Here is a 24,801-nt window from a genome sequence, read left to right as displayed (position 1 = left end):
GCCGCGCACCCGGCCAGACCAGCGCGCCCAGCCGCCGTCGGCGCTTCGACATGCGCCACCATCAGCACGGACCTCCCTCCCGACCGCCTCGTCCATTTTCCCGGTCGTTCGCTTCGGAGGTTGCATGTTCCCCTCGTCCTTGTTCAGGATTGATTTCCGTCCCGCCCTCGGGCCGGCGCTAGCGTCTTATTCGCGCGAGCGCTTTGTTCGCGACGTCGCCGCCGGCGTCACTGTCGGGGTGGTCGCCTTGCCATTGGCCATGGCTTTTGCCATCGCTTCCGGGTTGAAGCCCGAAGCCGGCTTGTTCACTGCCATCATCGGTGGCTTCCTGATCTCCCTGCTTGGCGGCAGCCGCGTGCAAATCGGCGGCCCCGCCGGCGCGTTCATCGTTATCGTCTACGGCATCGTCGAACGGTATGGCCTGGCGAACCTGCTCATCGCCACCATGTTGTCGGGGGTGCTGCTCTTCCTGATGGGTTGGCTGAAGCTGGGAACCTTGATCCGCTTCATTCCGATTGCGGTGGTCATCGGCTTCACCAATGGCATTGCCGTACTGATTGCCTTGTCGCAACTGAAGGATCTTCTGGGGCTGAAGATCACCGCCATGCCCGCCGATTTTTTCGGCATGCTGGGTACTCTGGCCGGGGCGATCCACACCTTTGACCCTATCGCCTTCGGGCTGGCCATGGCCTCGCTGGCCGTGATCATCGCCTGGCAATTCCTGATGCCCAGACTGGGTGGGGCCCAATTTACGGGCAAGCTGACCCCGATACCAGGCTCCATCGTGGCCTTGGTGTTGGCAACCGGGGCCGTCGCCCTGCTGCAACTTCCGGTCGACACCATCGGCAGCCGTTTCGGCGGCATTCCTTCAGGCCTTCCGGGGTTTTCCTGGCCGGCAGTGAGCTGGGATTCCGCCCGCTTCCTGTTCGTCCCCGCCTTGACGCTGGCCTTGCTCGGGGCGATCGAGTCGCTGCTGTGTGCCCGGGTCGCCGACGGCATGATCGATGACCGCCACAACCCCAATCAGGAGCTCATGGCACAGGGGATCGCCAACTTCGCCACGCCCTTGTTCGGTGGCATGCCCGCGACCGGCACCATCGCCCGCACCGTCACCAACATCAAGAGCGGTGCCAGCAGCCCGGTCGCCGGCATGGTTCACGCGGTCGCCTTGCTGATCGTGGTGCTGGTCGCGGCGCCGCTGGCCAGCCACGTGCCGCTGGCGACGCTGGCAGCCATTCTTCTTTTTGTCGCCTGGAACATGGGCGAGTGGCGCGAGTTCCTGCACCTGCGCCAATACCGCATGCCTTATCGCATCACCCTGGTGGCCGTATTTGTGCTGACCGTGGTGTTCGACCTGACCGTGGCCGTCGAAGTCGGGCTGGTCGCCGCTTGCCTGACCTTCATTTACCGGATTTCCAGTTTGACCCGCAGCGAACCCGTCACGGCCGCAAGCTATCCTGAACTGGCCGCCGTGGCCAACCGCATCCGGGCCTGGCGGCTTTACGGCGCCTTGTTTTTCGGCGCCGTAAAGCTTGTCGAGGCGATCGAGGACCAATTGCCGGAAGCGGTCGTGATTCTCGATCTGAAGAACCTGATCTACATCGATTCATCGGGCGCCGACGCCCTGATGGCGCTGGAGCGGACCTGCCGCAAACGCGGGATCCGCCTGGTGATCTGCGGGCTCGACCACCAGCCGGCCGACATGGCCGGTCGATGTGGCCTGGTTGCCGCACTGCCGCCGGATGCGTTCCACCCGGATCTGGCAAGGGCTGTTGCCGCAGAAGTGCCGGGGCCGACGCCGTCGGCTGCTTGAAAGCGGCGCCGGAAAGCCCGGGAGTGGCTGCGGCGGGCTCGTCAGCGCGGCCCGCCTTTTTCGTCCGGCTCCAGGGCTTGCATCGTCCGCAGCACTCGATAGTCCGGGCTGAACACCACGGTGAAAGCCATGGTGGTGTTGGGCGGCTCCAGATACCGCCAGTCGTAGTGGATTTCACGCTGACGGTCGTAACGGGTGATCCGTGCCGGCTTGCCCAGCGCGCGACGCACCTCTTCCATCATCATGCCGGGAACGATTCGGGAGAAATTTTCCGGTGTGAGGACCTGACGCAGCGCACTCATCCTGCCATCCGGCCCGATGGTGATCATGTAATTGCGCACGCCTTCGGGTTGCCGGTTGTATTCGAACACCCTCGAACCGCCGGCGCCGTCCCAGATTTTTTCCGGTTCACCGAACCGCGTGCGCACATCGGCCTCGGTTGAAACGCCTTCTTCCAGCTCGCTGATTCGCTGGGGATCGCAGGCCAACAACATGACCGAACAAATCACCATCGCCACCATCCCGATTTGTCGCACCATGCCAGCCCCCAAGTAAAATCGCTGTCCAAAGGGGATCAGTGTATGTCGCTTGCCAGTTTTTTCGGTCTGAACCAATACCGTTCGGACGCCACCCAATTCATCGACCAGCTCAAAACCGACCGTCCGCAGCTCGAACGCGAGCAGCAGGTCGGCCGCTCACTGCTGTGGGACAAACAGCTCGACCGGGATGTCCAGGCGGATTTGCGCGCCGGACAGGTGCCGCAAAAGCCCTACGTTTATCAAACTGAGTCGTAATCTGCGAAAACTGGCGATACCCAGCGTAAAAAGGTCATCTTTTGCTCCGTTTTTTGAAGTGATTGGATGACCGTCCCGACCCCGCTGTCCGCAATCGAAAGCGATCCACCGCTCCCCACCGGTCTGCCCGAGGTCATTGACCATGTGGCGGTGGCCCGCCTGTACGGCGAGCCCCTGTTTGCCCTGCCGACCGACCTGTACATACCGCCGGACGCGCTGGAGGTATTCCTCGAAGCTTTCGAGGGGCCGCTGGACTTGCTGCTGTACCTCATTCGCAAGCAAAACTTCAACATCCTTGACATCCCGATGGCTGCGGTGACGCGCCAGTACCTGAGTTACGTCGAAGAAGTCCGCAGCCGCAACCTCGAACTGGCCGCCGAATACCTGCTGATGGCGGCCATGCTGATCGAAATCAAGTCGCGCATGCTGCTGCCGCCGCGCAAGAGTGTCGAAGGCAAGGAAGCCGAGGACCCCCGGGCCGAACTGGTTCGGCGGCTGCTCGAATATGAACAGATCAAGCAGGCGTCGATCCAGCTCAACGCGATGCCGCAGATCGGGCGGGACATCCTCAGGGCGCAGGTCACGATCGAACAAAGCCTGCAGCCCCGCTTTCCCGATGTCCACGTGGATGACATCCGCGCCGCATGGGCCGAAATCGTCAAACGGGCCAGACTGGTCGAACACCATCGCATCAGCCGAGAGCAGCTGTCCGTCCGGGAGCACATGAGTTTTGTGCTCCGGACCCTCCAGGGGCGCCGTTTTGTTGAATTTGAAGACCTGTTTGACCCTTCTCGCGGCATCCAGGTGCTGGTGGTGACGTTCATTGCCCTGCTGGAACTGGCCAAGGAAACCCTCATTGAGATCACCCAGGCCGAGGCCTTTGCGCCGATCTACGTTCGGCTGTCGTACACCCCGGCCTGATTTCCACTACGGATTTCACTGCCCTGCCCGCAAACCGGCGCACCGCTTGGTCTAGACTCCCGCTTTTTTACGCCTGCAACAACCCGGGCCAGACCATGACCGATACGTCGCCTTCTGCGAGCGCAACTCCCTACGGCACCATCCCGCCGGCTTCACCGCTGCCTCAGCGACGGCCCGTCAGCCTTCCCCGATTGCAACAGCTGCGCGACGCGGGCGAGAAAATCACCATGCTGACGGCCTACGACGCCACCTTTGCCGCCGTCGCCGATACGGCGGGTGTCGAATGCCTGCTGGTCGGCGACTCCCTGGGAATGGTCTGTCAGGGCCTGCCCAGCACCGTCGGAGTCACCCTGGACACCATGTGTTACCACACCGAGTCGGTCGCGCGCGGGCTGTACCGCGTACAAGGAACAGCCTGGCTGATTGCCGATCTGCCTTATGGCAGCTATGCGGAAAGCCGCGAGCAAGCGCTCCGCAGCGCCTGCTCCCTGATGCAGGCCGGTGCCCACATGGTCAAGCTCGAAGGTGGCGGCTGGACGGCGCCGACGGTCCGGTTTCTGGTGGAACGGGGCGTGCCGGTCTGCGCCCACCTCGGCCTGACGCCCCAGACCGTTCACGCCCTGGGTGGTTACCGGGTTCAAGGGCGAACCGACGAAGACGCCCAGACACTCCGCCGACACGCCCTCGAACTGCAGGACGCCGGCGCGGCGATGCTGGTGCTGGAGATGGTTCCGGCCCAGCTCGCCTCCGAACTGACCCAGGAACTTGCCCATTGCCACACGATAGGCATCGGCGCCGGCCGCGGTACCGCTGGACAAGTGCTGGTGCTGCACGACATGCTGGGCATGAACCTGGGCAAAATGCCCCGCTTCGTTCACAACTTCATGCCGGGCAGTGGCAGTGTGCTCGGTGCCATGCAAGCCTATGTGCGAGCCGTCAAGGACGGGACTTTCCCCGACGACAGCCGGCACGCCTGGTAAGCCGTCTTCCTTCAGCAAACTACTGGCATGAAAATCGTTCACGACCTGCCCGGCCTGCGCGCGGCGTTGGCGCAACACCAGCGACCGGCATTTGTGCCCACCATGGGTAATCTGCACGAGGGGCACCTGGCGCTGGTTCGACAGGCGCGCCCCCTGGGGGACATCACCGTGGCAAGCATCTTTGTCAACCGCCTCCAGTTCCTGCCGCACGAGGACTTCGACCGCTACCCTCGAACGTGGGAGGCTGATTGCGCCAAGCTGGAGGCGGCCGGCTGCGACCTGTTGTTCGCGCCACGCGAGCCCGACCTTTACCCCCAACCGCAGACCTACAAAGTACAACCGGACCCGGCCTTGGCCGAAATCCTTGAAGGCCAGTTCCGGCCGGGCTTCTTCACCGGGGTCTGCACCGTGGTGATGAAACTGTTCTCTGCGGTATTTGCGACCCGACCTTCCGGCGTGGCTGTGTTCGGCAAGAAGGACTATCAGCAATGGATGGTAATCCGTCGCATGGTCGATCAGTTTGCCCTGCCGATCGACATCGTGGCCGGCGAGACCTGCCGCGCCGCCGATGGCCTGGCCCTGAGCTCACGCAATGGCTATCTGAGCGACGTGGAACGGGCCGAAGCACTGCAGCTGTCCCTTGCACTGCGTGACCTCGCCCGCGAAGCGCTCGCGCGGGCAGACGCCCTGGCCACCCAACTGCCGGCACTGGAACAGCAGGCCCTTGCGGCATTGGCGGCACGGGGCTGGAACCCTGACTACCTGACCGTGCGCCGCCGCGCCGACCTGCAGCCTCCGCAGCCGGCAGACGCCCGCGCACCACAGGCACTGGTGGTGCTGGGCGCAGCCCGCCTGGGTGCGACGCGCCTGATCGACAACCTGGAAATCTGACCCCATCGCGGCCCATTCACCGGGCAGCGACCGGACCTCGGCAAGTTGCGCCGGGAATTTGCTACCTTCAACCCGGTGCGCGTTCGTCACGGGGTTGACGCCCCATCAGCGTTGCCACGACCGCTGCGGGGCTGAGGGCGCCATCCAGCAACGCCACCACCGACTCCGAAATCGGCATGTCCACCCCCAGGGTGCGCGCGCGCCGCACAACCGTACGGGCACTGTAGACGCCTTCGGCCACATGGCCCAGTGAGGCGACGGCCTGCTCCAGGCTCAGTCCCTGGGCCAGCAGTTGCCCGACGCGCCGGTTGCGCGACAGGTCTCCCGTGGCCGTCAGTACCAGGTCGCCAAGGCCGGACAAGCCCATGAATGTCTCGGCCTGACCGCCCAGCGCAACACCCAGCCGGGTCATCTCGGCCAGGCCGCGCGTGATCAGCGCGGCACGGGCGTTCATGCCCAGCGCCAGTCCGTCACACAGGCCGGTAGCAATCGCCAGAACGTTCTTCACCGCGCCGCCCACTTCGACCCCAACGATGTCGGAATTGGCATAGACGCGCAGGCGCTCGCTGTGAAAGGCTGCCACCAGTTTCTCCCGCACGGAAGCATCGGCGCTGGCGGCAACCAGCGCGGTGGGCTGACCAGCGGCCACTTCCTGCGCAAAACTGGGGCCACTGAGCACGCCCGCCGGTTGATGCGGCGCCACGTCTTCCAGGATCTCGTGGCCCAGCAAACCGCCAGCCTGGGCCTCCGGGTTGCCGGCTTCAAAGCCCTTGCACAACCAAGCCAAAGGGACAGCGGGTTGGGCCAACTGTCCGATCATGGCACGCAACGCCGCCATGGGCGTCCCTACCACCATCAGATCCAGGCCGCCCGTTCGCCAGGGTTGGGAGTTGAAGTCGTGCAGCTCGATCGATTCGGGCAAGACATGGCCCGGCAGATACCGCGTGTTTTCCCGCCGGGCGCGCATCGCCGCGAGCTGGTCCGGGTCACGGGCGGCCAGCAGCACGACGTGCCCGGCAGCGTGGCGAGCAGCTGAAATGGCCAGCGCGGTACCCCAGGCCCCGGCACCGACCACCAGAATCTTCATGACCACTGCCGCCGATGCGGCCCGCAAACCGATCCGCGCAGCATCGGTTCGAATTACTGGGTAATGATCTGGGGCGCGCTCTGCGCCGCTTCGGCCTGTTGCTGTTCGTACATGGCCTGGAAGTTGATTTCGGCCAGATGAACCGGAGGAAAGCCGGCACGCGTGATGATGTCGGCGACGTTCGCGCGCAGGTAGGGGTAAACAATCTGCGGGCAGGCGATTCCCATGATCGGGCCCATCTGCTCTTCCGGCAGGTTGCGGATCTCGAAAATCCCGGCCTGTTTGCATTCGACCAGAAACACCGTCTTATCCTGAATCTTCGTCTGCACGGTGGCGGTCACCCCGACCTCGAAGATGCCTTCGGCCACCGGTGTGGCGTCGACGGCCAACTGGATGTCAACGGAAGGTTGCTCCTGCTCCAGCAGGATGGCAGGGGAATTCGGCTGCTCCAGCGAAGCCTCCTTGAGGTAAACGCGCTGAATCTGGAAAACGGGGTCAAGTTCGGCCATAAGAAGCACCAGTGGGGATAAAGGATCAGAAAAAACCCGCCACGGACTGTCCCGGAGCGGGTTGCGCAATCAACGCGGATTATCGGCCATCCGGCCGGGGCGCCCGGGAACCGGGCACGACCGGTGAACTGCCCCGGCGATCAGGCCGTCGCCAGCATGGGAACCAGTTCGCCACGGGCGTCCAGCGCCATCAGGTCGTCGCACCCGCCCACATGGGTGGCCCCAATGAAAATCTGCGGCACGGTACGACGCCCGGTCACGGCCATCATGTGGTCGCGCTGCGCCGGGTCGACATCAATACGAATTTCGTCGATGGTCTCGACGCCTCGCGCCTTGAGCAGTTGCTTGGCCCGAACGCAATACGGGCAAACGGCGGTGGTGTACATCCGAACGGTGGGCATAGTGACTCTCCGATCAAGCCTCTATGTTCACGCTTTTTCTACCGGCAGGCTGGCTGCACGCCACGCCCCCATGCCACCGGCAAGGGAATGGGCCTTCTCATAGCCCAGCTTGCGGGCGATGGCCACCGCGCCCCGGGAGCGCATGCCCGACGCGCAGACCAGAATCACCGGCGTTGCCTTGTTCTTCACCATTTCGGGCAAGCGGGCGTTGAGTTCGGCCATCGGCACATTGCGGGCACCGACCACATGCCCCGCCGCATACTCGGCAGGTTGGCAGACGTCGATCACCACCGCCTTCTCGCGGTTCATCAGTTGCACGACACCCGTCGGGTCGAGCGAGCCGGCGCCACCGCCGCTGGCAATCGACGGCCACATCAGCATCGCACCCGATCCGACCGCAATGGCGATCAGCGTCCAGTTATTGATAAAAAAATCCACAGAGCACCTTCCACAGGGCGTACGCAACAGGGCTGACATTCTAGAATGAGAGGCTTTGTCCTGCATTACCTGACCCATTTTTTGCATCCCTGCCATGTACAAACTCGTCCTTGTTCGCCACGGCGAATCCACCTGGAATCTGGAAAACCGCTTCACCGGCTGGACCGATGTGGAGCTGACCCCGACCGGTGTATCGCAGGCCATGTCAGCCGGCAAGTTGCTCAAGGCTGAAGGTTACGAGTTCGACATCGCCTTCACCTCGGTGCTCAAGCGCGCGGTGCACACCCTCAATTACTGCCTGGACGAAATGGATTGCACCTGGTTGCCCGTCGTCAAGGACTGGCGCCTGAACGAGCGCCACTACGGCGGCCTGCAAGGACTGAACAAGGCCGACATGGCGCGTCAATACGGCGATGCCCAGGTGCTGGTTTGGCGTCGCAGCTACGACACCCCCCCGCCCGCCCTCGAACCCACCGACCCGCGCTGTGAGCGGGGCGACAGGCGGTATGCCGCCCTGACCGATCGGCAGGTTCCACTGACCGAATGCCTGAAAGACACGGTAGAGCGGGTCATGCCCTTCTGGAACGAGGTATTGGCGCCCACCATCCGCAGTGGCCGGCGCGTGGTGATCGCGGCACACGGCAACAGCATCCGGGCCATGGTCAAGTACCTGGACAATGTTTCGGAGGGTGACATCGTGAACCTGAACATTCCCAACGGAATTCCTTTGGTGTACGAACTCGATGACAACCTGCGGCCCATCCGCAGCTATTACCTCGGTGATGCCGAGGCTGCAGCGAAGGCTGCCGCTGCGGTTGCCAACCAGGGCAAGGCCTGACCGCCCTGGCATCACGGCATTCACCACACCACCGCTGCAATCAATCGAACGCCTCGATGCACCCCAGGCACCAACACGCTATATTGACCGCCCTGGAAGGGACATCATGGGTCACAAACTGAAGATTGCCGGCTGGATCTCGATCGGCGCACTGGCCGGGGCGCTGACGACCGTTTCGCTGCAGACTGTGGCCCGCGGGGGTGTCGCCCCCATGCCCCTAGAAGAACTGCAGCAGCTTGCAGCGGTCTTCGGCATCATCAAGACCGACTACGTCGAGCCGGTGGACGAGAAAAAGCTGATCACCGACGCCATCTCCGGCATGGTCTCGGCCCTGGACCCGCATTCGCAGTACTTCGACAAACGGAGCTACAAGGAATTCCGCGAAGGCACCAGCGGCCGCTTCGTCGGCGTCGGCATTGAAATCACGCAGGAAGACGGTCTGGTCAAGGTGGTCTCACCGATCGAAGGTTCACCCGCCCACCGCGCAGGCCTGAAATCCGGCGACCTGATCACCCGCATCGACAGCACCGCCGTGCGGGGTCTGTCCATCAACGAGGCGGTCAAGCGCATGCGCGGCGAGCCCAACACCCAGGTGACGCTGACCATCTTCCGCAAGGACGAGAACCGTACCTTCCCGGTCACCATCACCCGCGAGGAGATCAAGACGCAATCGGTCAAGGCACGGCTGATAGAGCCCGGCTATGGCTGGATTCGCCTCACCCAGTTCCAGGAGCGCAGCACCGAAGACTTCATTCGCCGGATCGAAGAACTCTACAAGGACGGCAATCTCAACGGACTGGTGCTGGATCTGCGCAATGACCCGGGCGGGCTGCTGGACGTGGCCATTGCCATTTCCGCGATTTTTCTGCCGGACAACGTCACGGTGGTCAGCACCAATGGCCAGCTCGCGGACAGCAAAGCCGTCTTCACCACGGCACCCGAGCACTACGTGCGCCGCGGGCCCGATCCGCTGCGCAAGCTTTCCGAGCCGCTGCGCGCCGCGCTGCGCCAGGTCCCGCTGGTGGTGCTGGTCAATGAGGGCTCCGCCTCCGCCAGTGAAATTGTTGCCGGCGCCCTGCAGGACCACAAACGCGCCACGGTCATGGGTAGCCAGACCTTCGGCAAGGGTTCCGTTCAAACCGTTCGTGCCCTCGGACCGGACACCGGCCTGAAACTGACCACCGCGCTGTACTACACACCCAGCGGCCGTACTATCCAGGCCAAGGGCATCATGCCCGACCTGCTGGTCGACGACACCGCGGAGGGCAGCCCCTTTGCCGCCTTGCGCACCCGGGAAGCCGACCTGGAAAAACACCTCGGCAATGGCGATGGCAAAGCCGAAGAGAAGCCCGATCCCGCCCGCGAGCGTGCCCGCGAAGAGGCCCGCAAGCGCCTGGAAGAAGAATCGCGCAAACCCGCCGCCGAGCGCAAGCTGCCGGAGCTGGGCAGCGACAAGGATTTCCAGCTGCAGCAGGCGCTCAACCGCCTCAAGGGCAAACCGGTGCTGGTCAGCAAAACACAGACCGAGCGCAAACCCGAGAAGAAGGCCGAATAGGAGCGCGCCGCAGCCGCCCGACGATGAACGACGACCAGCTGCTGCGTTACTCGCGGCACATCCTGCTCGACGATCTGGGCATCGAGGGTCAGGAGCGGCTGCTCGCGAGCCACGCGCTGGTCATTGGTGCCGGGGGGCTGGGTTCTCCGGTCGCGCTGTACCTGGGCAGCGCCGGCGTGGGCCGGATCACCATCGTCGACCCCGACGTCGTCGACGCCACCAACCTGCAGCGGCAGATTGCCCATGACCTGTCCCGGCTCGGACAGCCCAAGGCCGCTTCGGCGCGTGCGGCCATCGCCGCGCTCAACCCCGACCCCCTTGTCACCACCCGGCACGAACGGGCCGACGATGCCCTGCTGGACCGCCTGGTGCCGCAAGCGGACGTGGTCCTGGACTGCACCGACAATTTCGCCACCCGCCACGCCATCAATCGTGCCTGCGTGCGGCATGGCAAACCCCTGGTCTCCGGGGCCGCCATCCGGTTTGATGGCCAGGTCACGGTCTACGATATCCGCAGCGCCGAATCGCCCTGTTACGCCTGCGTGTTTCCCGAATCGGTGGCCCACGAAGAAGTCCGCTGCGCCACCATGGGCGTGTTTGCCCCGCTGGTGGGCATCATTGGCACCATCCAGGCGGCCGAGGCGCTCAAGCTGATTGCCGGCATCGGCGCGCCCCTGGCCGGTCGGCTGCTGATGCTCGACGGGCGTGCGATGGAATGGACCGAAATCCGGCTGCCCCGACAGGCAGCCTGTCCGGTCTGCGGCCCGCATTGAGCGCTCCGACCCGCGCCCTAACGCTACCTAATTGATAGCTTCAGGCGACCTTTTTACAATGGGTATGCCTGTTTTTCTTGCCAAATCGTGCCACCGGGGCCGATTGCGGGCAGACCCGGCGCTTCAGGCCCCCCCATCCCTGCGCTCGCAGGGACCGTGACGGCGCCGAAAGTCCCGCGGCCGTTCGGCGGCCTGCGCGAACACTCCGCGGCGGGCCACTCGCGCCTGCGCCTCTTCGACCGCATACGGCCCGGGATGGTGGCGCCAGCCGTCCGACCAGGCATGTCCCTGGCGTACCAGGTCGGCACCCAGATCCCTGCCATTCACGGTGATGCGTACCAGTGCCCGTCCCCAGTCGTCGCGCCGCAGCACCTGCACCACCAGACGTTGCCCCTGTACCTGTCGCGCCAACGCCGCACGCGCCGCCGTCCCGCCACTCTGGCACTGTTCGGGCGCATCAATCCCCTGCAGGCGCACCCGGCGCGGTGCGCCGCCGTCATCTGGCCGGACCCACAGGGTGTCGCCATCGGAGATACGCGTGGCCACACCCGTCCATACACCGGCGTGACTCGGCGTCACCAACGCACAGGCCACGGCGGCCAGACCGAGCAGCCCAACGCCAACGCGCTTCCGCATGGCTAGGCGCGGCGCGCGCGCCTGCCGCGCCGTCGGTCCGCCTTGGGCCCGTCCGCGTCGGGTGTCATTGCATCGGCCTGCGCCTGCAGGCGCAGCAGCAGGTCATCCAGCAGATCGAGCTCGGACGCCGACAGCACGGACAGCAGCTCGCGGTTGATGGCCGCCACCCGGGGCAGCAGCGCCGCATTGACCGCTTGCCCCTGCTCGGTCAGGTGCAGGGCAACGGCACGCCGGTCGCCCGTGCGGACGGTGCGCCGCACCAGGCCTTTGGCCACCAGGCCGGACACCGCCCGCGATGTCCGCGCCCGGTCCGGATGGGCGCGCTCGGCCAGCTGCGAGGACAGGATGCCGTCGTCGCGCGCCAGCAGGCCCAGCAGGCCCCACTCGCGCCGAGTGATGCCGAATTCCCCCTCGCACAGCCGGATCACCCGCCGCCCGCCGGCGGCGCGAAGGCGCGACAGCCGATACAGGAAAAGCTCGTCGGTTGCCTTGGGCTCGATCAGGTTCGTCCCGGCCATCAGGGTAACTCCGGAGGATGGTTGATTAGATCAATCGATTGTCATCCATCTACAGTGCTTTCCTTGCCCGGACATTGGTAACCGGAACCACCATGAGGAAAGAAACATGCCCACCTTGAAGAACCGCCGCGCATTATTGGGCGGCATGCTCGCCGCACTGGCACCTTTTGCCGTTGCAGCCCAGAGCGCCGACACCACCTTGCGGATTGTGGTGGGCTACGCCCCCGGCGGCTCCAGCGACCGGGTGGCGCGTATCGTCGCCGAAAAGCTGCAGACCAAGCTCGGCACCCCCGTGATCGTTGAAAACCGGCCCGGCGCTGGCGGACGCCTGGCCGCCCAGCAACTGCGCACGGCCACGACCGCGCAGAACACGCTGATGCTGGCCAACCCGGCCGTGATGGTGGTCGCGCCGCTCGTGTTCAAGGACAACGGCTACGACGCCGAACGCGACTTTGTGCCGGTCTCGCAGGTCAATGACTATGAATTCGGCTTGGCGGTCGCCACCGCTGTGCCGGTGCGCGAGCTATCGCACCTGCTGGCCTGGCTTCGTGCCAATCCCGAAAAAGCCAACTTCGGTGTACCGGCCACAGGCAGCCTGCCCCATTTCTTCGCGCTGATGACCGGCGAAAAGGCAGGAGTGCAAGCGCAGGTGGTGGGCTACCGCGGTTCCGGCCCGCTGCTCACCGACCTTCTGGGAGGCCAGGTGCCGGTGGCTTTTGACACCCTGGACACCCTGCTGCCCCAGCACGAGGCCGGAAAGCTGCGCATCCTGGCGTCTTCGGGCAACCGCCGTTCCCCCTGGAGTGCCGCTGTGCCCACCTTCCGCGAAGCCGGTCTGCCGCTGGCCGCCAGCGGTTGGAATACCTTCTTCGCACCCGCGACCATGCCCGCCGACCGCGTCGCCCGGCTCGCCACGGCGATCCGTGACGTCATGCAGGACACGGACACCCAGCGCAAATTCACCGACGCCAAGATGACCCCGGTTGTCAGCACACAGGCACAAACGGCCACCATGCTCAAGGCCTACCGCGCCCAATGGGCGCCGGTGGTGCAGAAATCCGGCTTCCAGCCCTGAACGGACCGAACCGTGCCTCCAATGGCCCGCCGCCCCAACTTCGTCTTCATCGTCGCCGACGACCTCGGCTTTGCCGACCTGGGCTGCTACGGCGGCCGCGACGCCGCGTTCGGCCCGGTGTCCCCGGTGCTGGACCGGCTGGCCGCGAACGGCCTTCGGTTCACGCAGGGTTATTCGAACTCGCCGGTGTGTTCGCCCACGCGCTTTGCCATGGCCACCGCCCGCTGGCAATACCGTCTGCGCGGCGCAGCCGAAGAGCCGATCAACAGCAAAAGCAAAGGCAGCACGACGCTGGGCCTGCCGCCCGAGCACCCGACCCTGCCCTCGCTGCTGCGCGCCGGTGGCTACCGCACCGCGCTGATCGGCAAATGGCACCTGGGCTACCCGCCGGTGTTCGGGCCGCTCAAATCCGGCTACGACGAATTTTTCGGGCCCATGTCCGGCGGCGTGGACTACTTCACCCATTGCAGCAACAACGGCAGCCACGACCTGTATTTCGGCGACGCCGAGCGCCACGAGGAAGGCTACCTGACCGACCTGCTCTCGCGCCGGGCCGTCGACTGGGTGGACCGCATGGCCGGCCAGGACGCGCCCTTCCTGCTGAGCCTGCACTACACCGCACCGCACTGGCCCTGGGAAACCCGGGACGACGAAGCGCTCGCGCACGAGGTGAAGGACAACCTGTTCCACCTGCACGGCGGCAACATCCACACCTACCGCCGCATGATCCACCACATGGACGAAGGCATCGGCTGGCTGGTGGAGGCCTTGCGCCGCAACGGCCAGCTGGACAACACCCTGATCGTCTTCACCAGCGACAACGGCGGCGAACGCTTCTCCGACAACTGGCCGCTGGTGGGCGGCAAGATGGACCTCACCGAAGGCGGCATCCGTGTGCCCTGGATCGCCCACTGGCCTGCCGTGATCGCCCCCGGTCGGGAGACCACCCAGCCCTGCCTGACCATGGACTGGAGCGCCACGCTGCTGGATGCTGCCGGGGTGCTGGACGGCTCGGCCGGCGTCTCACCGGATCCGGACTATCCGCTGGACGGCCTTTCGCTGCTGCCGGTGCTGCAGGCGGCCGACCGCGAATTCCCGCGCCCGCTGTACTGGCGCATGAACCACCGCGGCCAGCGCGCGCTGCGCGATGGCGACTGGAAATACCTGCGGGTCGACGGCCACGACTACCTGTTCAACATCCCGGCCGACGAGCGCGAACGCGCCAACCTCGCCGCCCGCGAGCCCGCGCGCCTGGCGCAACTGCGCGCCGCCTGGGAAGCCTGGAACGACACCATGCCCGCCATTCCCGCCGACGCCACGGTGAGCCTGGGCTACAGCGCCAAGGACATGCCGCAGCGCTGAAGCGCGGCCATTCCGCTCAGACCGTGGGCTCGGGCCGGCCCAGGTGGCGGATCGCGCGCCGGTCGTCCGCCGCCATGCGCTCCAGGCCCTTGCGCAGCACGGCCAGGCAGCGCTCGTCGTCACCCTCCTCGCCTTCCAGGCCCGCCAGCGCCGGGTCGGGCACCAGCAGGGTCACCACCCGCAGGCGCAGGGACAGATCCGGCGGCAGCAGCGGCGTGCGCGCCAGCCCCTTGGCCACCACATGCGTGGCCAGGTCGGCCAGCGATGCCGCATCGGAAGGACCTTCCACATGGATGGCAAAGCACCGTTCGGAGACGCGGCTCACGGTGTCGATATCGCGCACCACCCGGCTCAGGCGCGACGCCGCCACCACCAGCGCGCGCTCGCCCAGCTCCCGGCCGCCGGCCTCGACCAGCTCGGCATGGTTCGACAGCTCGACCAGCAGCACGCCGCAGCGGTGGCCATACCTGCGCGCCCGGCGCAACGCGTCACGCAGCCGCAGCCCCAGCACCGGGCTGGCCACCAGGCCGGTCAGCGGGTCGGTGCTGTCGATGGAGCGCAGGCGCACACGGTTTTCGCTGAAATCGCGGGCGCGGCGATGCAGGATGTAGAGCAGCAGCGGGATTTCGACCAAAGAGCCCAGCACCAGCGCGTACTGCGTGAGCACGTTCGCCGGCAGCACCCCCAGGTTGCGCAGCGCGGGAAACGGAAAGGTCAGCACCACCGGCAGCAGCCCCAGGCCGACCCATCCGGCATACCGTTCGCCCTGCCGCCAGGCCCAGAAACACACCGCCAGCCCCAGCAGGCCGGAGAGGAACACGTAAGCGTGCAGCGTCACCAGCGCCGGGCGGTTCAGCAGGAGGATGTAGACCACCGGATACAGCCAGCCGAAGAGCGACCACAGCCCGAGCAGGCGGTCAAATCCGCGGTGAAACCGCGACACCGCGCAGACCTCGCGCAGGAACCAGATGCTGCTGGCCGTCAGCCACAGCGTGAACAGCGCGGGCGAGCCGTTGTTGCCGGCCGGCCACTCCGGCCACAGCAGCAGGCCGCCCAGCCCGGTGAACGAGACCTGCAACGCCAGCATGTTGGCCACATACACGCCGTAGGCCACAAAGGCGCGGTCGGCGTACAGCCGGGCGTGGACCAGGCCGATGAACAGCACCAGCGCGCCAAAGCCGAAATACGCCCCCAGCGCGACAAAGGTGCGCACGCGCCAGGCGTCGCGGCTGTCTTCGTCCAGCAGCGTGATCTCGGGGCTGACGGGCACCGGCCGGTTCATCACCCGCAGCCAGACCGTGCGCGGCTGCCCGGCGGGGTCGACCCGGAACACGGGCAGGCGGTCGCGCAGCGACCACTGCGACAGGGGCAGGCGGTCGCCAGCCTGCTGCTGATTCCAGCCACCGTCGGCCCGTGGCTGGTACAGCTCCACCCGGTCCAGCGCGTTGAAATCCACCTGCAAGTACCAGCGGCGCGCGCCGTCCAGCGGGGGAATCTCCAGCCGAACCCACAGCGCGGCGTCGTCGAGCGAAAAGGTCTGCCCCGGCGCCAGGGGCTCGAACATCCGTCTGGGCAACGACGCCACGGCGGACACCTCCGATCGGGCGGAGGCGTCGATCCAGTAGAGCGCGCCACGGGAGATGTCGGGCCCGGCGGCGAGCACCCACGCCCCGCACACCGCGAGCCAGACCCCCAGCACCACCCGCCAGGCCCGCCAGCGGGCCCGCCATCCATCGTGTTCAGCCATGCCGGCAATGGTAACGGCGCGTGTCGGCGCGGCTATGCTTGACCCATGGACAAAACCGTGTGGCAGCGCTGGCTGCCGTTTCTTGCCTGGACCCGCCTGCGCCCGAACGAGTGGCGGGGCGAGTTCAACGCCGGCCTGACGGTGGCGCTGCTGATGGTGCCGCAGTCGGTGGCCTATGCGGCCCTGGCGGGCATGCCGCTGGTCACCGGTCTGTACGCGGCCTTGCTGCCGGCGCTGGTGGGGGTGCTGTGGGGCGCCTCGTCCCGGCTGTCGGTGGGCCCGACGGCGCTGACCTGTCTGCTGGTGGCCGCGTCACTCACCGGCATGGCCGAGCCCGGCAGCGCGCAGTGGGTGGATCTGGCCGTCTGGCTGGCGGTGCTGTCGGGTCTGCTGCAGCTGGTGATGGGTGTCGGCGGTTTCGGCTGGCTGCTCAACGTCATCAGCGCCCCGGTGCTGATGGGCTTTACCCAGGCGGCGGCGCTGCTGATCATTGCCTCGCAGCTGCCCGCGCTGCTGGGCCTGAAGGGCCCCCTGACCAGCCTGCTGACCGGGCCGATGCCCGATCTGCGCGCGGCCGCCTTCGGCCTGGCCGGCGTGGCCCTGCTGCTGGCGGGGCGGCGCTGGTGGCCGCGGCTGCCGATGATCGTGATCGTGGTGGGCGGTGCGGCGGGGGTGTCGGCGCTGCTTGGGTTTGCGGCGGCCGGGGGCGCGGTCATCGGCACCCTGCCTGCGGGGCTGCCATCGCTGTATGTGCCGCACTGGCCGGGGCTGGAGGCGCTGGGCCAGCTGGTGGTGCCGGCCATGGTGATTGCGCTGGTGAGTTTTCTGGAAACCGCGTCCAGCGCCCGGGTGGAGAACCAGCGCGAAGGACGGCGCTGGGACGACAACCAGGACCTGATCGGCCAGGGCCTGGCCAAGCTGGCCGGGGCGTTCAGCGGCACCTTTGCGGTGAGCAGCTCGTTTTCGCGCTCGGCCGTGTTTCTGTACGCCGGCGCACGCACCGGCTGGGCCTCGGTGGTGATGGTGGCGCTGGTGCTGCTGGCGCTGCTGGTGCTGACCCCCGTGCTCTACCACGTGCCCCGCGCGGTGCTCGCGGGCGTGGTGGTGGTGGCGGTGATGAACCTGGTGCGCCCGTCGGCTTTTGCCCAGCTCTGGCGGGTGGCCCGGGTGGAGGCCGTGACGGCGGCCGTCACGTTCGGCGTCACGCTGCTGACGGCGCCGCGCATCTACTGGGGCGTGCTGGCGGGGGTGATCATGGGCCTGTCGCATTTTCTGCACCACCGGCTGCACCCGCGCATCATCGAAGTCGGCCTGCACCCGGACGGCAGCCTGCGCGACCGCCACCTGTGGCAGCTGCCCCCGCTGGCGCCGCAGCTGGTGGCGCTGCGCATGGATGCCGAGCTGGACTTTGCCGCCGCCAGCGGCTTCGAGCGCGCCATCAACGAACACCTGGCAGCGCGCCCGGACACGCGGCATGTCTGCCTGTTCGCCCAGCCGATCAACCGCATCGACGCCACCGGCGTGGAAACCTTCAGCCAGCTGCGCCGCCAGCTGGCCGACCGCGGCATCACGCTGCACATCAGCGGCATCAAGCTGCCGGTGGAGCGGGTGCTGCGCGAAGCCGGGCAATGGCCAGCCGGCGACCCGCTGCTGCGCGCCTACCGCACCGACGCCGAGGCGCTGGCCGCACTCGCACGCCTGCACCCGGACCCGGCCGACCTGCCGGCCGCCGCCATCTGAACCGGAACAACCGCCGGCGGGGCGAAAACTATTCCTGTTTTCAGAGCAATAAAACACCATTTCACGCTGGGTAAGCGGCATTTTTGCCCTGAATGTGCTGTCAAGCCCCGCCACCGGCGCCACACGCTATGCTTTCCCCGGTGAACCCACCCCGCCGCATCGCCCACCTGGACATGGACGCGTTTTACGCGTCGGTGGAGCTGCTGCGCTACCCGCAGCTCAAGGGCCTGCCGGTGGTGATCGGCGGCGGGCGGCGGCGCCTGGATGACGCGCTGCGAGAGCACCACGCCGATCTGCCGCTGCACGAGATTCCCGTCGCCGCCTTTCCCGTGCTCAAGGACTACACCGGCCGCGGTGTCATCACCACCGCCACCTACGCGGCGCGGCAGTTCGGCGTGGGCTCGGCCATGGGGATGATGAAGGCGGCCCGGCTGTGCCCGCAGGCCATCCTGCTGCCGGTGGACTTTGACGAATACCGGCGTTATTCGCGCCGCTTCAAGGCCGTGATCACCGACATCGCGCCGGTCATGGAGGACCGCGGGGTGGACGAGGTCTACATCGACTTCACCGCCGTGCCCGGCGGCCAGCGCGAGGGCGGGCGCGTGCTGGCGCGGCTGATCCAGAAAAGCATCTTCGACGCCACCGGCCTGACCTGCTCGGTGGGGGTGGCGCCCAACAAGCTGCTGGCCAAGATGGCCAGCGAATTCAACAAACCCAACGGCATCAGCATCGTCCAGCCCGATGACCTGCAGCCCCTGATCTGGCCGCTGGCCTGCCGCAAGATCAACGGCGTGGGCCCGAAAGCGGAGGAAAAGCTCGCCGCCCACGGCATCCGCACCATCGGCGAACTGGCCGCCCGGGAGCGGGACTGGCTGGTGTCCACCTTTGGCCGCAGCTATGGCGCCTGGCTGCACGACGCCGCCTGGGGCCGGGACGAGCGAGCGGTGGTCACCGAGAGCGAGCCGGTCAGCATCAGCCGCGAAACCACCTTCGAGCGCGACCTGCATGCCGTGCGCGACAAGGCCGAGCTGGGCGCCATCTTTACCCGGCTGTGCGAACAGCTGGCCGCCGACCTGGCGCGCAAGGGCTACCGCGGCAAGACCATCGGCATCAAGCTGCGCTACGACAACTTCCAGAGCGTGACGCGCGACCAGACCATCGACCACGCCGTACAGGACGCCGCCACGCTGCGCCGCGTGGCCGGCCAGTGCCTCAAACGGGTGGATCTGTCGCGGCGGCTGCGCCTGCTGGGCGTGCGCGTGGGCTCGCTGACGCCTGTGGAAGCGGGGGTGCCCCTGCCCTCGGCACCTGTCGCGGCCGATTTGGAACGAAAAGTGCAGGCACCCAGCGTGAAAAGGTCTTCTTCCGCTATAAAAAAGCAACTGGTCAGCGGCAGCCTGTTCTGACCCGGGAGAGCCCCCCCGGCCCCGGGGGGAGCGTCTGGTCCCGTGGGTGACGGACGGCGCAACGGCGGCTGCACTACAGTCGCCGTCATGACACACCCTGCCCCCACCCTCACCCACTTCTCCCTCACGGTCACCGACGCGGTGGCCCACCTGGTGCTCAACCGCCCGGACGCGATGAACACCATGAACCCCACGTTCTGGCGCGAACTGGACGAGGCATTGAGCTGGCTGCACCACAGCCCGGCGGCCCGGGCGCTGGTGGTCAGCAGCACCGGCAAACATTTCAGCGCCGGCATGGCGCTGGAGACCTTCGGCGGCGCCATCACCATGGACGACACCAGCGCCGAGGGCCGCGCCGCCATCTTCGACCTGCTGGCGCCCATGCAGGCCACCTTCACCAAACTGGAGACACTGCGTATTCCGACCATTGCCGCCATCCACGGCGGCTGCATCGGCGGCGCGGTGGATCTGGTCACCGCCGCCTGCATCCGCTACGCCAGCCGCGACGCCTTCTTCTGCGTGCAGGAGATCAACATCGGCATGGTGGCCGACGTGGGCACCCTGCAACGCCTGCCCAAGCTGCTGCCGTTGGGCCTGGTGCGCGAGCTGGCCTACACCGGCCGCCGCCTGGGCGCCGACAAGGCGCTGGCGCACGGCCTGGTCACCGAGGTGTTCGACGACCACGAAGCCCTGGTGGCGGGCGCCCTGGCCTGCGCGCGCGAGATTGCCAGCAAACCGCCGGTGGCCATCTGGGGCACCAAACAGGCCATCAACTACGCCCGCGACCACAGCGTGGACGACAGCCTGCGCCAGATGGGCTGGTTGCAAAGCGGCGTATGGAGCAATGCCAACGTGCGCGAGTCGATCATGGCCATGAAACTCAAGCGCGCCCCCGGTTTTCCGGACCTGGCGCCGCTGGTGCGCTTCAACGACCTGGGCTGAACGCCGCCCGGCGAACGCCGATGGCCTTCATTGCCGCGCCGTGCGCACGTTCGCCGGCAGGGGGCCGGGGTGGCTGCTGCGCCAGGGGTTGATGTCCAGGCCGCCGCGGCGGGTGTAGCGGGCGTAGACGGTGAGTTTGTTCGGGCGGCAGCGGGTCCAGAGGTCGGTGAAGAGGCGCTCCACACACTGCTCGTGGAATTCGTTGTGGTTGCGAAAGCTCACGATGTACTGCAGCAGCCCGCCCTGCTCGATCTGCGGGCCGGCGTAGCTGATCTGCACGCTGCCCCAGTCGGGCTGGCCGGTGACCAGGCAATTGCTTTTGAGCAGGCCGCTGACCAGCGTTTCCTGCACCGGCTGTTCGTCAAACGCGGCGGTGAGCAGATCCGGCGCAGGCTGGTAGCGGGAACATTCCACATCCAGCCGGTCGAGGTTCAGGCCGTCGAGTTCGTGGATGGGTTCGCGGTCGAACAGCTCGGGCGTCAGCAGCTTCACGCCCACGCTGGCCATCATCGGCCCGCCCTGCCAGATGGCGGCGGACAGGTCACGCCGCAGCGCGGCGCGCACCGCGTCGGCGTCGGCGAACACGCTGTTGTTGAAGCTGTTCAGGTACAGCTTGAAGGATTTGCTTTCCACGATGTGGGTGCTGTCGGCCGGCACGGTGATGTGCGCGATGGCCACCTGCGGTTTGCCGCGCGGGTTCAGCCACGACAGCTCGTAGGCCGTCCACAGGTCGGCGCCGCCGAAGGGCAGTGCACCGGTCAGGCCGATTTCGGCGCGTTTGGGCGCGCGCGGCAGCGGAAACAGCAACGTGGGGTCGTAGTGGTCGGCGTAAGCGGACGGTTTGCCCAAGGGGGAGTGTTCAGGCTGCGTCATGGCGGCAAGGGGGTGGGCGTCAGGCGCGGGCGCCGTCCAGGTGGGGAATCAGGTGGCTCAGCAGCTGGGTGACCACGCCGGGCGGCAGGTCGTGCCCCATGCCGGGGATGCCCACCAGCCGCGCGCCGGGAATGCGCTGCGCGGTGTCTTCGCCGCAGGCAAACGGCACCAGCAGGTCGGCGTGGCCGTGCAGCACCAGCGTGGGGCAGGCGATGCGCGGCAGCTCGCGGGCGCGCTGGTCGTCGGCCACCACCGCCAGCAGCTGGCGCATGGTGCCCACCGGGCGGTAGCTGCGGCTGATGCCGGCCAGGATGCGATCGCGCATTTCGGCCTCGGGCACGCGAAAGTCCGGGCTGCCGATGGCGGTGAACAGGCGCACGTAGTGGTCCAGCACGTCCTGGGGTGCGGCGCTGGCCGGGCGGCTGAGCAGGGTCTTGACGATGCGCGGGTCGGCGCTGGGCAGGCCGCGCGCGCCGCTGGAGCTCATGATGCTGGTCAGGCTGGCCACACGCTGCGGTGCGGCCAGCGCCAGCCGCTGGGCAATCATGCCACCCATGCTCACGCCCACCACGTGGGCGCGGGCCACGCCCCGGGCGTCCAGCACCGCCAGCGCGTCCTGCGCCATGTCGTGCAGGGTGTAGGGTGCGCGCGGCGAGAAGCCCAGCTTGTGCTGCAGGCCGGCCCACACCAGGTTGGGCACGCCCAGGTGGTCCAGGTGAGTGGACAGACCCACGTCGCGGTTATCGAACCGGATGACGCGGTAGCCGGCGTCCACCAGCGCCGACACGAACGCCGGCGGCCAGTGCACCAGCTGCATGCCCAGCCCCATGATCAGCAGCACCACCGGGCGGTCGGCCTGGCCGCCGTCGGCGCCGGTGTCTTCCAGCTCGATCTCGATGCCGTTAGCTTTGATTTTCATAGCAAACCATGACCTTTTTACGATGGCTATCGGCAGTTTCTCATGCAATCACACTCGCCGGGGTCGCCCGGCGGGCCGGGGGATCGGCGGTCAGACAAATTCGCGCTCGCGCAGCCACTTGGTAGCGATCCATTTCTCGCCGGCGAGCACGGGCGAGCCGCCATGCAGCGTGCCGGTGGACGGGTCGGGCCGGTCGTAGCTGAAGAACACGGCATTGCCCTTGCGGGGCAGCACTTCGAAGTTCACATCGGGGAACACCGTACCACCGCCGGCCTCGGGCTCGGCCAGATACATCACGACCGTGCCCAGACGCTGGCCACCCCGGCGCACGATGCTGGGCGTGCCCGGCGCGGCCGGGTCGAAATAGTCGTAATGGGGTTTGTACTCCGCCCCCGGTCGGTAACGCAGCACCTGGATGCCTTCCCCGTTCTCCACCGGCCAGTGAACCAGCCGGGCAATCCGCGCCTCGATCCGCGCCACCACCGGATGCTCGCCCCGGTGGAAAAACATGCCGTCGCTGGTGCGGTCGTCGTTGAGTTCTTCGCCGCCGGTGGCCAGCTGCACCGTGCGCGATCGGGCCAGCCGGGGCGCGGCCAGCGCGACCAGGGCGTCGCACTCCTCGTCGGACAGCAGGCCGCCCAGCACCACCACCCGCGGTTTCTCCATCACCGCCAGCACGGCCACGCGGCGGTCGCCGGCGTCCAGGGTCAGCGGCGCGCCGGCCACGTCGGGCTCGGGCAGACGCCCCCGGCGCGCCGCCGACCCGCTGGGGGCCGCTGCGGTGCGACCGGCGCCCACGGCGGCCTGCGTCGTCACCGTGCCACCGCCACCGCCTTCGGTCGATTGGGCCGTGGCCACAATCGCCTCGGGTGACAGGCCTCGTCCGCGCAGGTGATCGGACAGGGTGGTTTCCAGCGCGTGGATGGCAATGTCTTCCTGCCAGCCGGACGCCTTCATGGCCTGCAGCACCGATTCGGGCGTGCAGCCGGCTTCGGCCTGGGTCACGATCCAGTGGCGCAGTTCGCGGGTGATGATCTGGCTCATGCCGGTTTCTCCTTGCGGCGAAAAACGAGTCGGTCGGGTTCGGACGCGGCCGGCGCAAACGCATAGCCGTCGCTGTCAAAGGCTTCCAGCTGGCGCGGCAGGCTCAGCCGGTGGGTGATGGCGTAGCGGGCCATCAGGCCGCGGGCGCGTTTGGCAAAGAAGCTGACGATCTTGTAGCGGCCGGCGCTCCAGTCTTCAAACACACACTCCACCACCCGGGCCTTGAGCACGCGGCGGTCCACGGCGCGAAAGTATTCCTGCGAGGCCAGGTTCACCACCACCGGCGTGGCGTCCGCCGCCAGGCGGGTGTTCAGGTGCTGCGCGATGCGCGCGCCCCAGAAGGCGTAGAGATCCTTGCCGCGCGGCGTGGCCAGGCGGGTGCCCATCTCCAGCCGGTAGGGCTGCAGCCGGTCCAGCGGGCGCAGCACACCATACAGCCCGCTCAGGATGGCCAGATGCGCCTGCGCCCAGGCCAGGTCGTCGGCCGGCAGCTCGCGGGCGCGCAGGCCGTCGTACACATCGCCGTCAAAGGCCAGCACCGCCTGGCGCGAGTTGGTGGCGGTGAAGCGCGGGCTCCAGGCGGCGTAGCGCGCCACGTTCAGCGCCGCCAGCGTGTCGCTCAGGTCCATCAGAGAGGCCACCTCGGGCGGCGTTTTCTCGCGCAGCACGGCGATCAGCGCCGCCGCGTCGTCCACAAACAGCGGGCGGGTGTGCGGCAGATCGGCCACCGGGCTGTCGTAGTCGAGGGATTTGGCGGGGGACAATAGAAACAACATGCTGACCATCCTGTACTGCGACGATTATCTGGCAGCGGTGGACAAACCCCCCGGCCTGCTGGTGCACCGCACCGGGCTGGACGCGGGGGAAACCCGTTTTGCGCTGCAACTGCTGCGCGACCAGCTGGGCCGCCCGGTCTGGCCGGTACACCGGCTGGACAAGGGCACCAGCGGCGTGCTGCTGTTTGCCCTGGACGCCGACACCGCCCGCGCGCTGGGCCAGCGCTTCGAGGCCGGCGACGGCCTGGCCAAAACCTACCACGCCATGGTGCGCGGCTGGCCGCCGGACGCCGGCACCATCGCCCACCCGCTGCGCCGCCTGCCGGACGACCAGCGCACCAGCCGCGAAGAGGTGCAGGACGCCCGCACCCGCTACCAGACCATCGAGCGGTTGACGCTGCCGCTGCCCGATGGCCGCTTTGCCAGCCAGCGCGTCGCCCGCGTGGCCCTGCACCCCGAGACCGGCCGCCGCCACCAGCTGCGCCGGCACCTGAAGCACATCGCCCACCCCATCCTGGGCGACGCCACCCACGGCAAAGGCCCGCTGAACCGCGCCGTGGCGGCGTTGATCGGCCAGCAGCGCCTGTGGCTGCACGCCACCGGCCTGGCCCTGGCCCACCCGGTGACCGGTGCTGCGCTGGGCATCGAAGCGCCCCCAGGGGCGGAATGGGCGCTGTGGGAGGCCGCCGCCTGCGGTGGCGGGGACTGACGCGCGGATTCAGGCCAAAAAGTGGCCATTCCCATCGTGGAATGGTCATCGTTT

At 67.2% G+C, this 24,801-nt stretch carries 26 protein-coding genes; 14 read left to right on the top strand and 12 right to left on the bottom strand.

Annotated features, from left to right (window positions below):
* The first annotated feature begins 124 nt into the window (after positions 1–124).
* Positions 125–1,813 (top strand): SulP family inorganic anion transporter, encoded by a 1,689-nt coding sequence (locus tag AC2EBU_RS11365; RefSeq protein WP_484610530.1) that lies wholly within the window; start codon positions 125–127, stop codon positions 1,811–1,813.
* A gap of 41 nt (positions 1,814–1,854) precedes the next feature.
* Here the strand turns inward: AC2EBU_RS11365 and AC2EBU_RS11360 are convergent, their stop codons facing one another.
* On the bottom strand, positions 1,855–2,352 hold the full coding sequence (locus tag AC2EBU_RS11360; protein WP_484610529.1) for an outer membrane protein assembly factor BamE: 498 nt from the start codon (positions 2,350–2,352) through the stop codon (positions 1,855–1,857).
* 42 nt (positions 2,353–2,394) lie between these two features.
* Between AC2EBU_RS11360 and AC2EBU_RS11355 the strand changes: the two genes are divergently transcribed.
* The 4 genes from AC2EBU_RS11355 (at position 2,395) to panC (ending at position 5,399) form a co-directional block, all read left to right on the top strand.
* Positions 2,395–2,607, top strand: a complete 213-nt coding sequence (locus tag AC2EBU_RS11355) for a DUF3460 family protein (protein WP_484610528.1) — start codon at positions 2,395–2,397, stop codon at positions 2,605–2,607.
* Positions 2,608–2,673: 66 nt separating this feature from the next.
* On the top strand, positions 2,674–3,528 hold the full coding sequence (locus AC2EBU_RS11350) for a segregation and condensation protein A (RefSeq protein ID WP_484610527.1): 855 nt from the start codon (positions 2,674–2,676) through the stop codon (positions 3,526–3,528).
* A gap of 95 nt (positions 3,529–3,623) precedes the next feature.
* Positions 3,624–4,508, top strand: a complete 885-nt coding sequence (gene panB, locus AC2EBU_RS11345) for a 3-methyl-2-oxobutanoate hydroxymethyltransferase (protein WP_484610526.1) — start codon at positions 3,624–3,626, stop codon at positions 4,506–4,508.
* 27 nt (positions 4,509–4,535) lie between these two features.
* On the top strand, positions 4,536–5,399 hold the full coding sequence (panC, locus tag AC2EBU_RS11340; RefSeq protein ID WP_484610525.1) for a pantoate--beta-alanine ligase: 864 nt from the start codon (positions 4,536–4,538) through the stop codon (positions 5,397–5,399).
* Positions 5,400–5,466: 67 nt separating this feature from the next.
* On the opposite strand, the gene AC2EBU_RS11335 is transcribed toward panC, so the two are convergent.
* From AC2EBU_RS11335 to AC2EBU_RS11320, 4 genes are all read right to left on the bottom strand, one after another.
* On the bottom strand, positions 5,467–6,486 hold the full coding sequence (locus tag AC2EBU_RS11335) for an NAD(P)H-dependent glycerol-3-phosphate dehydrogenase (protein WP_484610524.1): 1,020 nt from the start codon (positions 6,484–6,486) through the stop codon (positions 5,467–5,469).
* Positions 6,487–6,539: 53 nt separating this feature from the next.
* Complete coding sequence (gene secB, locus AC2EBU_RS11330) at positions 6,540–6,995, bottom strand: protein-export chaperone SecB (protein ID WP_484610523.1); 456 nt, start codon at positions 6,993–6,995, stop codon at positions 6,540–6,542.
* 140 nt (positions 6,996–7,135) lie between these two features.
* Positions 7,136–7,396 (bottom strand): glutaredoxin 3, encoded by a 261-nt coding sequence (grxC, locus tag AC2EBU_RS11325; protein ID WP_484610522.1) that lies wholly within the window; start codon positions 7,394–7,396, stop codon positions 7,136–7,138.
* Between the two features lie 27 nt (positions 7,397–7,423).
* Complete coding sequence (locus tag AC2EBU_RS11320; RefSeq protein WP_484610521.1) at positions 7,424–7,834, bottom strand: rhodanese-like domain-containing protein; 411 nt, start codon at positions 7,832–7,834, stop codon at positions 7,424–7,426.
* A 94-nt stretch (positions 7,835–7,928) separates the two neighbouring features.
* Here AC2EBU_RS11320 and gpmA point away from each other — a divergent pair, with 94 nt between their 5' ends.
* The 3 genes from gpmA to AC2EBU_RS11305 all read left to right on the top strand — a co-directional run bounded on the left by gpmA (position 7,929) and on the right by AC2EBU_RS11305 (position 11,000).
* A complete protein-coding gene (gpmA, locus tag AC2EBU_RS11315) occupies positions 7,929–8,672 on the top strand; it encodes a 2,3-diphosphoglycerate-dependent phosphoglycerate mutase (RefSeq protein ID WP_484610520.1) in 744 nt (247 codons plus the stop codon).
* Between the two features lie 106 nt (positions 8,673–8,778).
* Positions 8,779–10,227: a S41 family peptidase gene (locus AC2EBU_RS11310; protein WP_484610519.1), complete on the top strand. Its 1,449-nt coding sequence runs from the start codon at positions 8,779–8,781 to the stop codon at positions 10,225–10,227.
* 23 nt (positions 10,228–10,250) lie between these two features.
* A complete protein-coding gene (locus AC2EBU_RS11305; protein ID WP_484610518.1) occupies positions 10,251–11,000 on the top strand; it encodes a HesA/MoeB/ThiF family protein in 750 nt (249 codons plus the stop codon).
* A gap of 123 nt (positions 11,001–11,123) precedes the next feature.
* Here AC2EBU_RS11305 and AC2EBU_RS11300 read toward each other — a convergent pair whose 3' ends face one another.
* Both AC2EBU_RS11300 and AC2EBU_RS11295 read right to left on the bottom strand, forming a co-directional pair.
* Positions 11,124–11,636 (bottom strand): thermonuclease family protein, encoded by a 513-nt coding sequence (locus AC2EBU_RS11300; RefSeq protein ID WP_484610517.1) that lies wholly within the window; start codon positions 11,634–11,636, stop codon positions 11,124–11,126.
* A gap of 2 nt (positions 11,637–11,638) precedes the next feature.
* Positions 11,639–12,154, bottom strand: a complete 516-nt coding sequence (locus AC2EBU_RS11295) for a MarR family winged helix-turn-helix transcriptional regulator (RefSeq protein ID WP_484610516.1) — start codon at positions 12,152–12,154, stop codon at positions 11,639–11,641.
* Between the two features lie 145 nt (positions 12,155–12,299).
* Here AC2EBU_RS11295 and AC2EBU_RS11290 point away from each other — a divergent pair, with 145 nt between their 5' ends.
* Both AC2EBU_RS11290 and AC2EBU_RS11285 read left to right on the top strand, forming a co-directional pair.
* A complete protein-coding gene (locus AC2EBU_RS11290) occupies positions 12,300–13,229 on the top strand; it encodes a Bug family tripartite tricarboxylate transporter substrate binding protein (RefSeq protein ID WP_484610587.1) in 930 nt (309 codons plus the stop codon).
* Positions 13,230–13,250: 21 nt separating this feature from the next.
* Positions 13,251–14,591, top strand: a complete 1,341-nt coding sequence (locus AC2EBU_RS11285; RefSeq protein WP_484610515.1) for a sulfatase family protein — start codon at positions 13,251–13,253, stop codon at positions 14,589–14,591.
* A gap of 16 nt (positions 14,592–14,607) precedes the next feature.
* Here AC2EBU_RS11285 and AC2EBU_RS11280 read toward each other — a convergent pair whose 3' ends face one another.
* Complete coding sequence (locus AC2EBU_RS11280) at positions 14,608–16,338, bottom strand: sensor domain-containing diguanylate cyclase (protein WP_484610514.1); 1,731 nt, start codon at positions 16,336–16,338, stop codon at positions 14,608–14,610.
* A gap of 45 nt (positions 16,339–16,383) precedes the next feature.
* On the opposite strand from AC2EBU_RS11280, the gene AC2EBU_RS11275 reads away from it, so the two are divergent.
* From AC2EBU_RS11275 to AC2EBU_RS11265, 3 genes are all read left to right on the top strand, one after another.
* Positions 16,384–18,078, top strand: coding sequence for a SulP family inorganic anion transporter (locus AC2EBU_RS11275; protein ID WP_484610513.1), 1,695 nt, complete (start codon positions 16,384–16,386; stop codon positions 18,076–18,078).
* 128 nt (positions 18,079–18,206) lie between these two features.
* Positions 18,207–19,484, top strand: coding sequence for a DNA polymerase IV (dinB, locus tag AC2EBU_RS11270; RefSeq protein ID WP_484610512.1), 1,278 nt, complete (start codon positions 18,207–18,209; stop codon positions 19,482–19,484).
* Between the two features lie 87 nt (positions 19,485–19,571).
* Positions 19,572–20,426 (top strand): enoyl-CoA hydratase-related protein, encoded by an 855-nt coding sequence (locus AC2EBU_RS11265; RefSeq protein WP_484610511.1) that lies wholly within the window; start codon positions 19,572–19,574, stop codon positions 20,424–20,426.
* A 27-nt stretch (positions 20,427–20,453) separates the two neighbouring features.
* On the opposite strand, the gene queF is transcribed toward AC2EBU_RS11265, so the two are convergent.
* From queF to yaaA, 4 genes are all read right to left on the bottom strand, one after another.
* The gene (queF, locus tag AC2EBU_RS11260) at positions 20,454–21,299 is read right to left on the bottom strand and encodes an NADPH-dependent 7-cyano-7-deazaguanine reductase QueF (protein WP_484610510.1); all 846 of its coding nucleotides are present in this window, start codon (positions 21,297–21,299) and stop codon (positions 20,454–20,456) included.
* A 19-nt stretch (positions 21,300–21,318) separates the two neighbouring features.
* Positions 21,319–22,218, bottom strand: a complete 900-nt coding sequence (locus AC2EBU_RS11255; RefSeq protein ID WP_484610509.1) for an alpha/beta fold hydrolase — start codon at positions 22,216–22,218, stop codon at positions 21,319–21,321.
* 90 nt (positions 22,219–22,308) lie between these two features.
* Positions 22,309–23,262: a 2OG-Fe(II) oxygenase gene (locus AC2EBU_RS11250; protein ID WP_484610508.1), complete on the bottom strand. Its 954-nt coding sequence runs from the start codon at positions 23,260–23,262 to the stop codon at positions 22,309–22,311.
* Entirely contained in the window at positions 23,259–24,038 is a 780-nt protein-coding gene (gene yaaA, locus AC2EBU_RS11245; protein WP_484610507.1) for a peroxide stress protein YaaA, read from the bottom strand. Before yaaA ends, AC2EBU_RS11250 begins: the two co-directional genes overlap by 4 nt.
* Between yaaA and AC2EBU_RS11240 the strand changes: the two genes are divergently transcribed.
* The gene (locus AC2EBU_RS11240) at positions 24,037–24,747 is read left to right on the top strand and encodes a pseudouridine synthase (RefSeq protein WP_484610506.1); all 711 of its coding nucleotides are present in this window, start codon (positions 24,037–24,039) and stop codon (positions 24,745–24,747) included. The two genes, yaaA and AC2EBU_RS11240, sit on opposite strands and share 2 nt — an antisense overlap.
* Positions 24,748–24,801: the final 54 nt, after the last annotated feature.

The organism is Curvibacter sp. T50 (assembly GCF_057219955.1).
Note: the sequence above shows the minus strand (reverse complement) of the source record. Positions and strands in the feature narration are given on the sequence as shown.

Bases quoted from the DNA above. Each gene is read 5' to 3' on its own strand.
- AC2EBU_RS11365 (WP_484610530.1), top strand. From the start codon at position 125: ATGTTCCCCTCGTCCTTGTTCAGGATTGATTTCCGTCCCGCCCTCGGG.
- AC2EBU_RS11360 (WP_484610529.1), bottom strand. From the start codon at position 2,352: ATGGTGCGACAAATCGGGATGGTGGCGATGGTGATTTGTTCGGTCATG.
- AC2EBU_RS11355 (WP_484610528.1), top strand. From the start codon at position 2,395: ATGTCGCTTGCCAGTTTTTTCGGTCTGAACCAATACCGTTCGGACGCC.
- AC2EBU_RS11350 (WP_484610527.1), top strand. From the start codon at position 2,674: ATGACCGTCCCGACCCCGCTGTCCGCAATCGAAAGCGATCCACCGCTC.
- panB (WP_484610526.1), top strand. From the start codon at position 3,624: ATGACCGATACGTCGCCTTCTGCGAGCGCAACTCCCTACGGCACCATC.
- panC (WP_484610525.1), top strand. From the start codon at position 4,536: ATGAAAATCGTTCACGACCTGCCCGGCCTGCGCGCGGCGTTGGCGCAA.
- AC2EBU_RS11335 (WP_484610524.1), bottom strand. From the start codon at position 6,486: ATGAAGATTCTGGTGGTCGGTGCCGGGGCCTGGGGTACCGCGCTGGCC.
- secB (WP_484610523.1), bottom strand. From the start codon at position 6,995: ATGGCCGAACTTGACCCCGTTTTCCAGATTCAGCGCGTTTACCTCAAG.
- grxC (WP_484610522.1), bottom strand. From the start codon at position 7,396: ATGCCCACCGTTCGGATGTACACCACCGCCGTTTGCCCGTATTGCGTT.
- gpmA (WP_484610520.1), top strand. From the start codon at position 7,929: ATGTACAAACTCGTCCTTGTTCGCCACGGCGAATCCACCTGGAATCTG.
- AC2EBU_RS11310 (WP_484610519.1), top strand. From the start codon at position 8,779: ATGGGTCACAAACTGAAGATTGCCGGCTGGATCTCGATCGGCGCACTG.
- AC2EBU_RS11305 (WP_484610518.1), top strand. From the start codon at position 10,251: ATGAACGACGACCAGCTGCTGCGTTACTCGCGGCACATCCTGCTCGAC.
- AC2EBU_RS11300 (WP_484610517.1), bottom strand. From the start codon at position 11,636: ATGCGGAAGCGCGTTGGCGTTGGGCTGCTCGGTCTGGCCGCCGTGGCC.
- AC2EBU_RS11295 (WP_484610516.1), bottom strand. From the start codon at position 12,154: ATGGCCGGGACGAACCTGATCGAGCCCAAGGCAACCGACGAGCTTTTC.
- AC2EBU_RS11290 (WP_484610587.1), top strand. From the start codon at position 12,300: ATGCTCGCCGCACTGGCACCTTTTGCCGTTGCAGCCCAGAGCGCCGAC.
- AC2EBU_RS11285 (WP_484610515.1), top strand. From the start codon at position 13,251: ATGGCCCGCCGCCCCAACTTCGTCTTCATCGTCGCCGACGACCTCGGC.
- AC2EBU_RS11280 (WP_484610514.1), bottom strand. From the start codon at position 16,338: ATGGCTGAACACGATGGATGGCGGGCCCGCTGGCGGGCCTGGCGGGTG.
- AC2EBU_RS11275 (WP_484610513.1), top strand. From the start codon at position 16,384: ATGGACAAAACCGTGTGGCAGCGCTGGCTGCCGTTTCTTGCCTGGACC.
- dinB (WP_484610512.1), top strand. From the start codon at position 18,207: ATGCTTTCCCCGGTGAACCCACCCCGCCGCATCGCCCACCTGGACATG.
- AC2EBU_RS11265 (WP_484610511.1), top strand. From the start codon at position 19,572: ATGACACACCCTGCCCCCACCCTCACCCACTTCTCCCTCACGGTCACC.
- queF (WP_484610510.1), bottom strand. From the start codon at position 21,299: ATGACGCAGCCTGAACACTCCCCCTTGGGCAAACCGTCCGCTTACGCC.
- AC2EBU_RS11255 (WP_484610509.1), bottom strand. From the start codon at position 22,218: ATGAAAATCAAAGCTAACGGCATCGAGATCGAGCTGGAAGACACCGGC.
- AC2EBU_RS11250 (WP_484610508.1), bottom strand. From the start codon at position 23,262: ATGAGCCAGATCATCACCCGCGAACTGCGCCACTGGATCGTGACCCAG.
- AC2EBU_RS11240 (WP_484610506.1), top strand. From the start codon at position 24,037: ATGCTGACCATCCTGTACTGCGACGATTATCTGGCAGCGGTGGACAAA.
- yaaA (WP_484610507.1), bottom strand. From the start codon at position 24,038: ATGTTGTTTCTATTGTCCCCCGCCAAATCCCTCGACTACGACAGCCCG.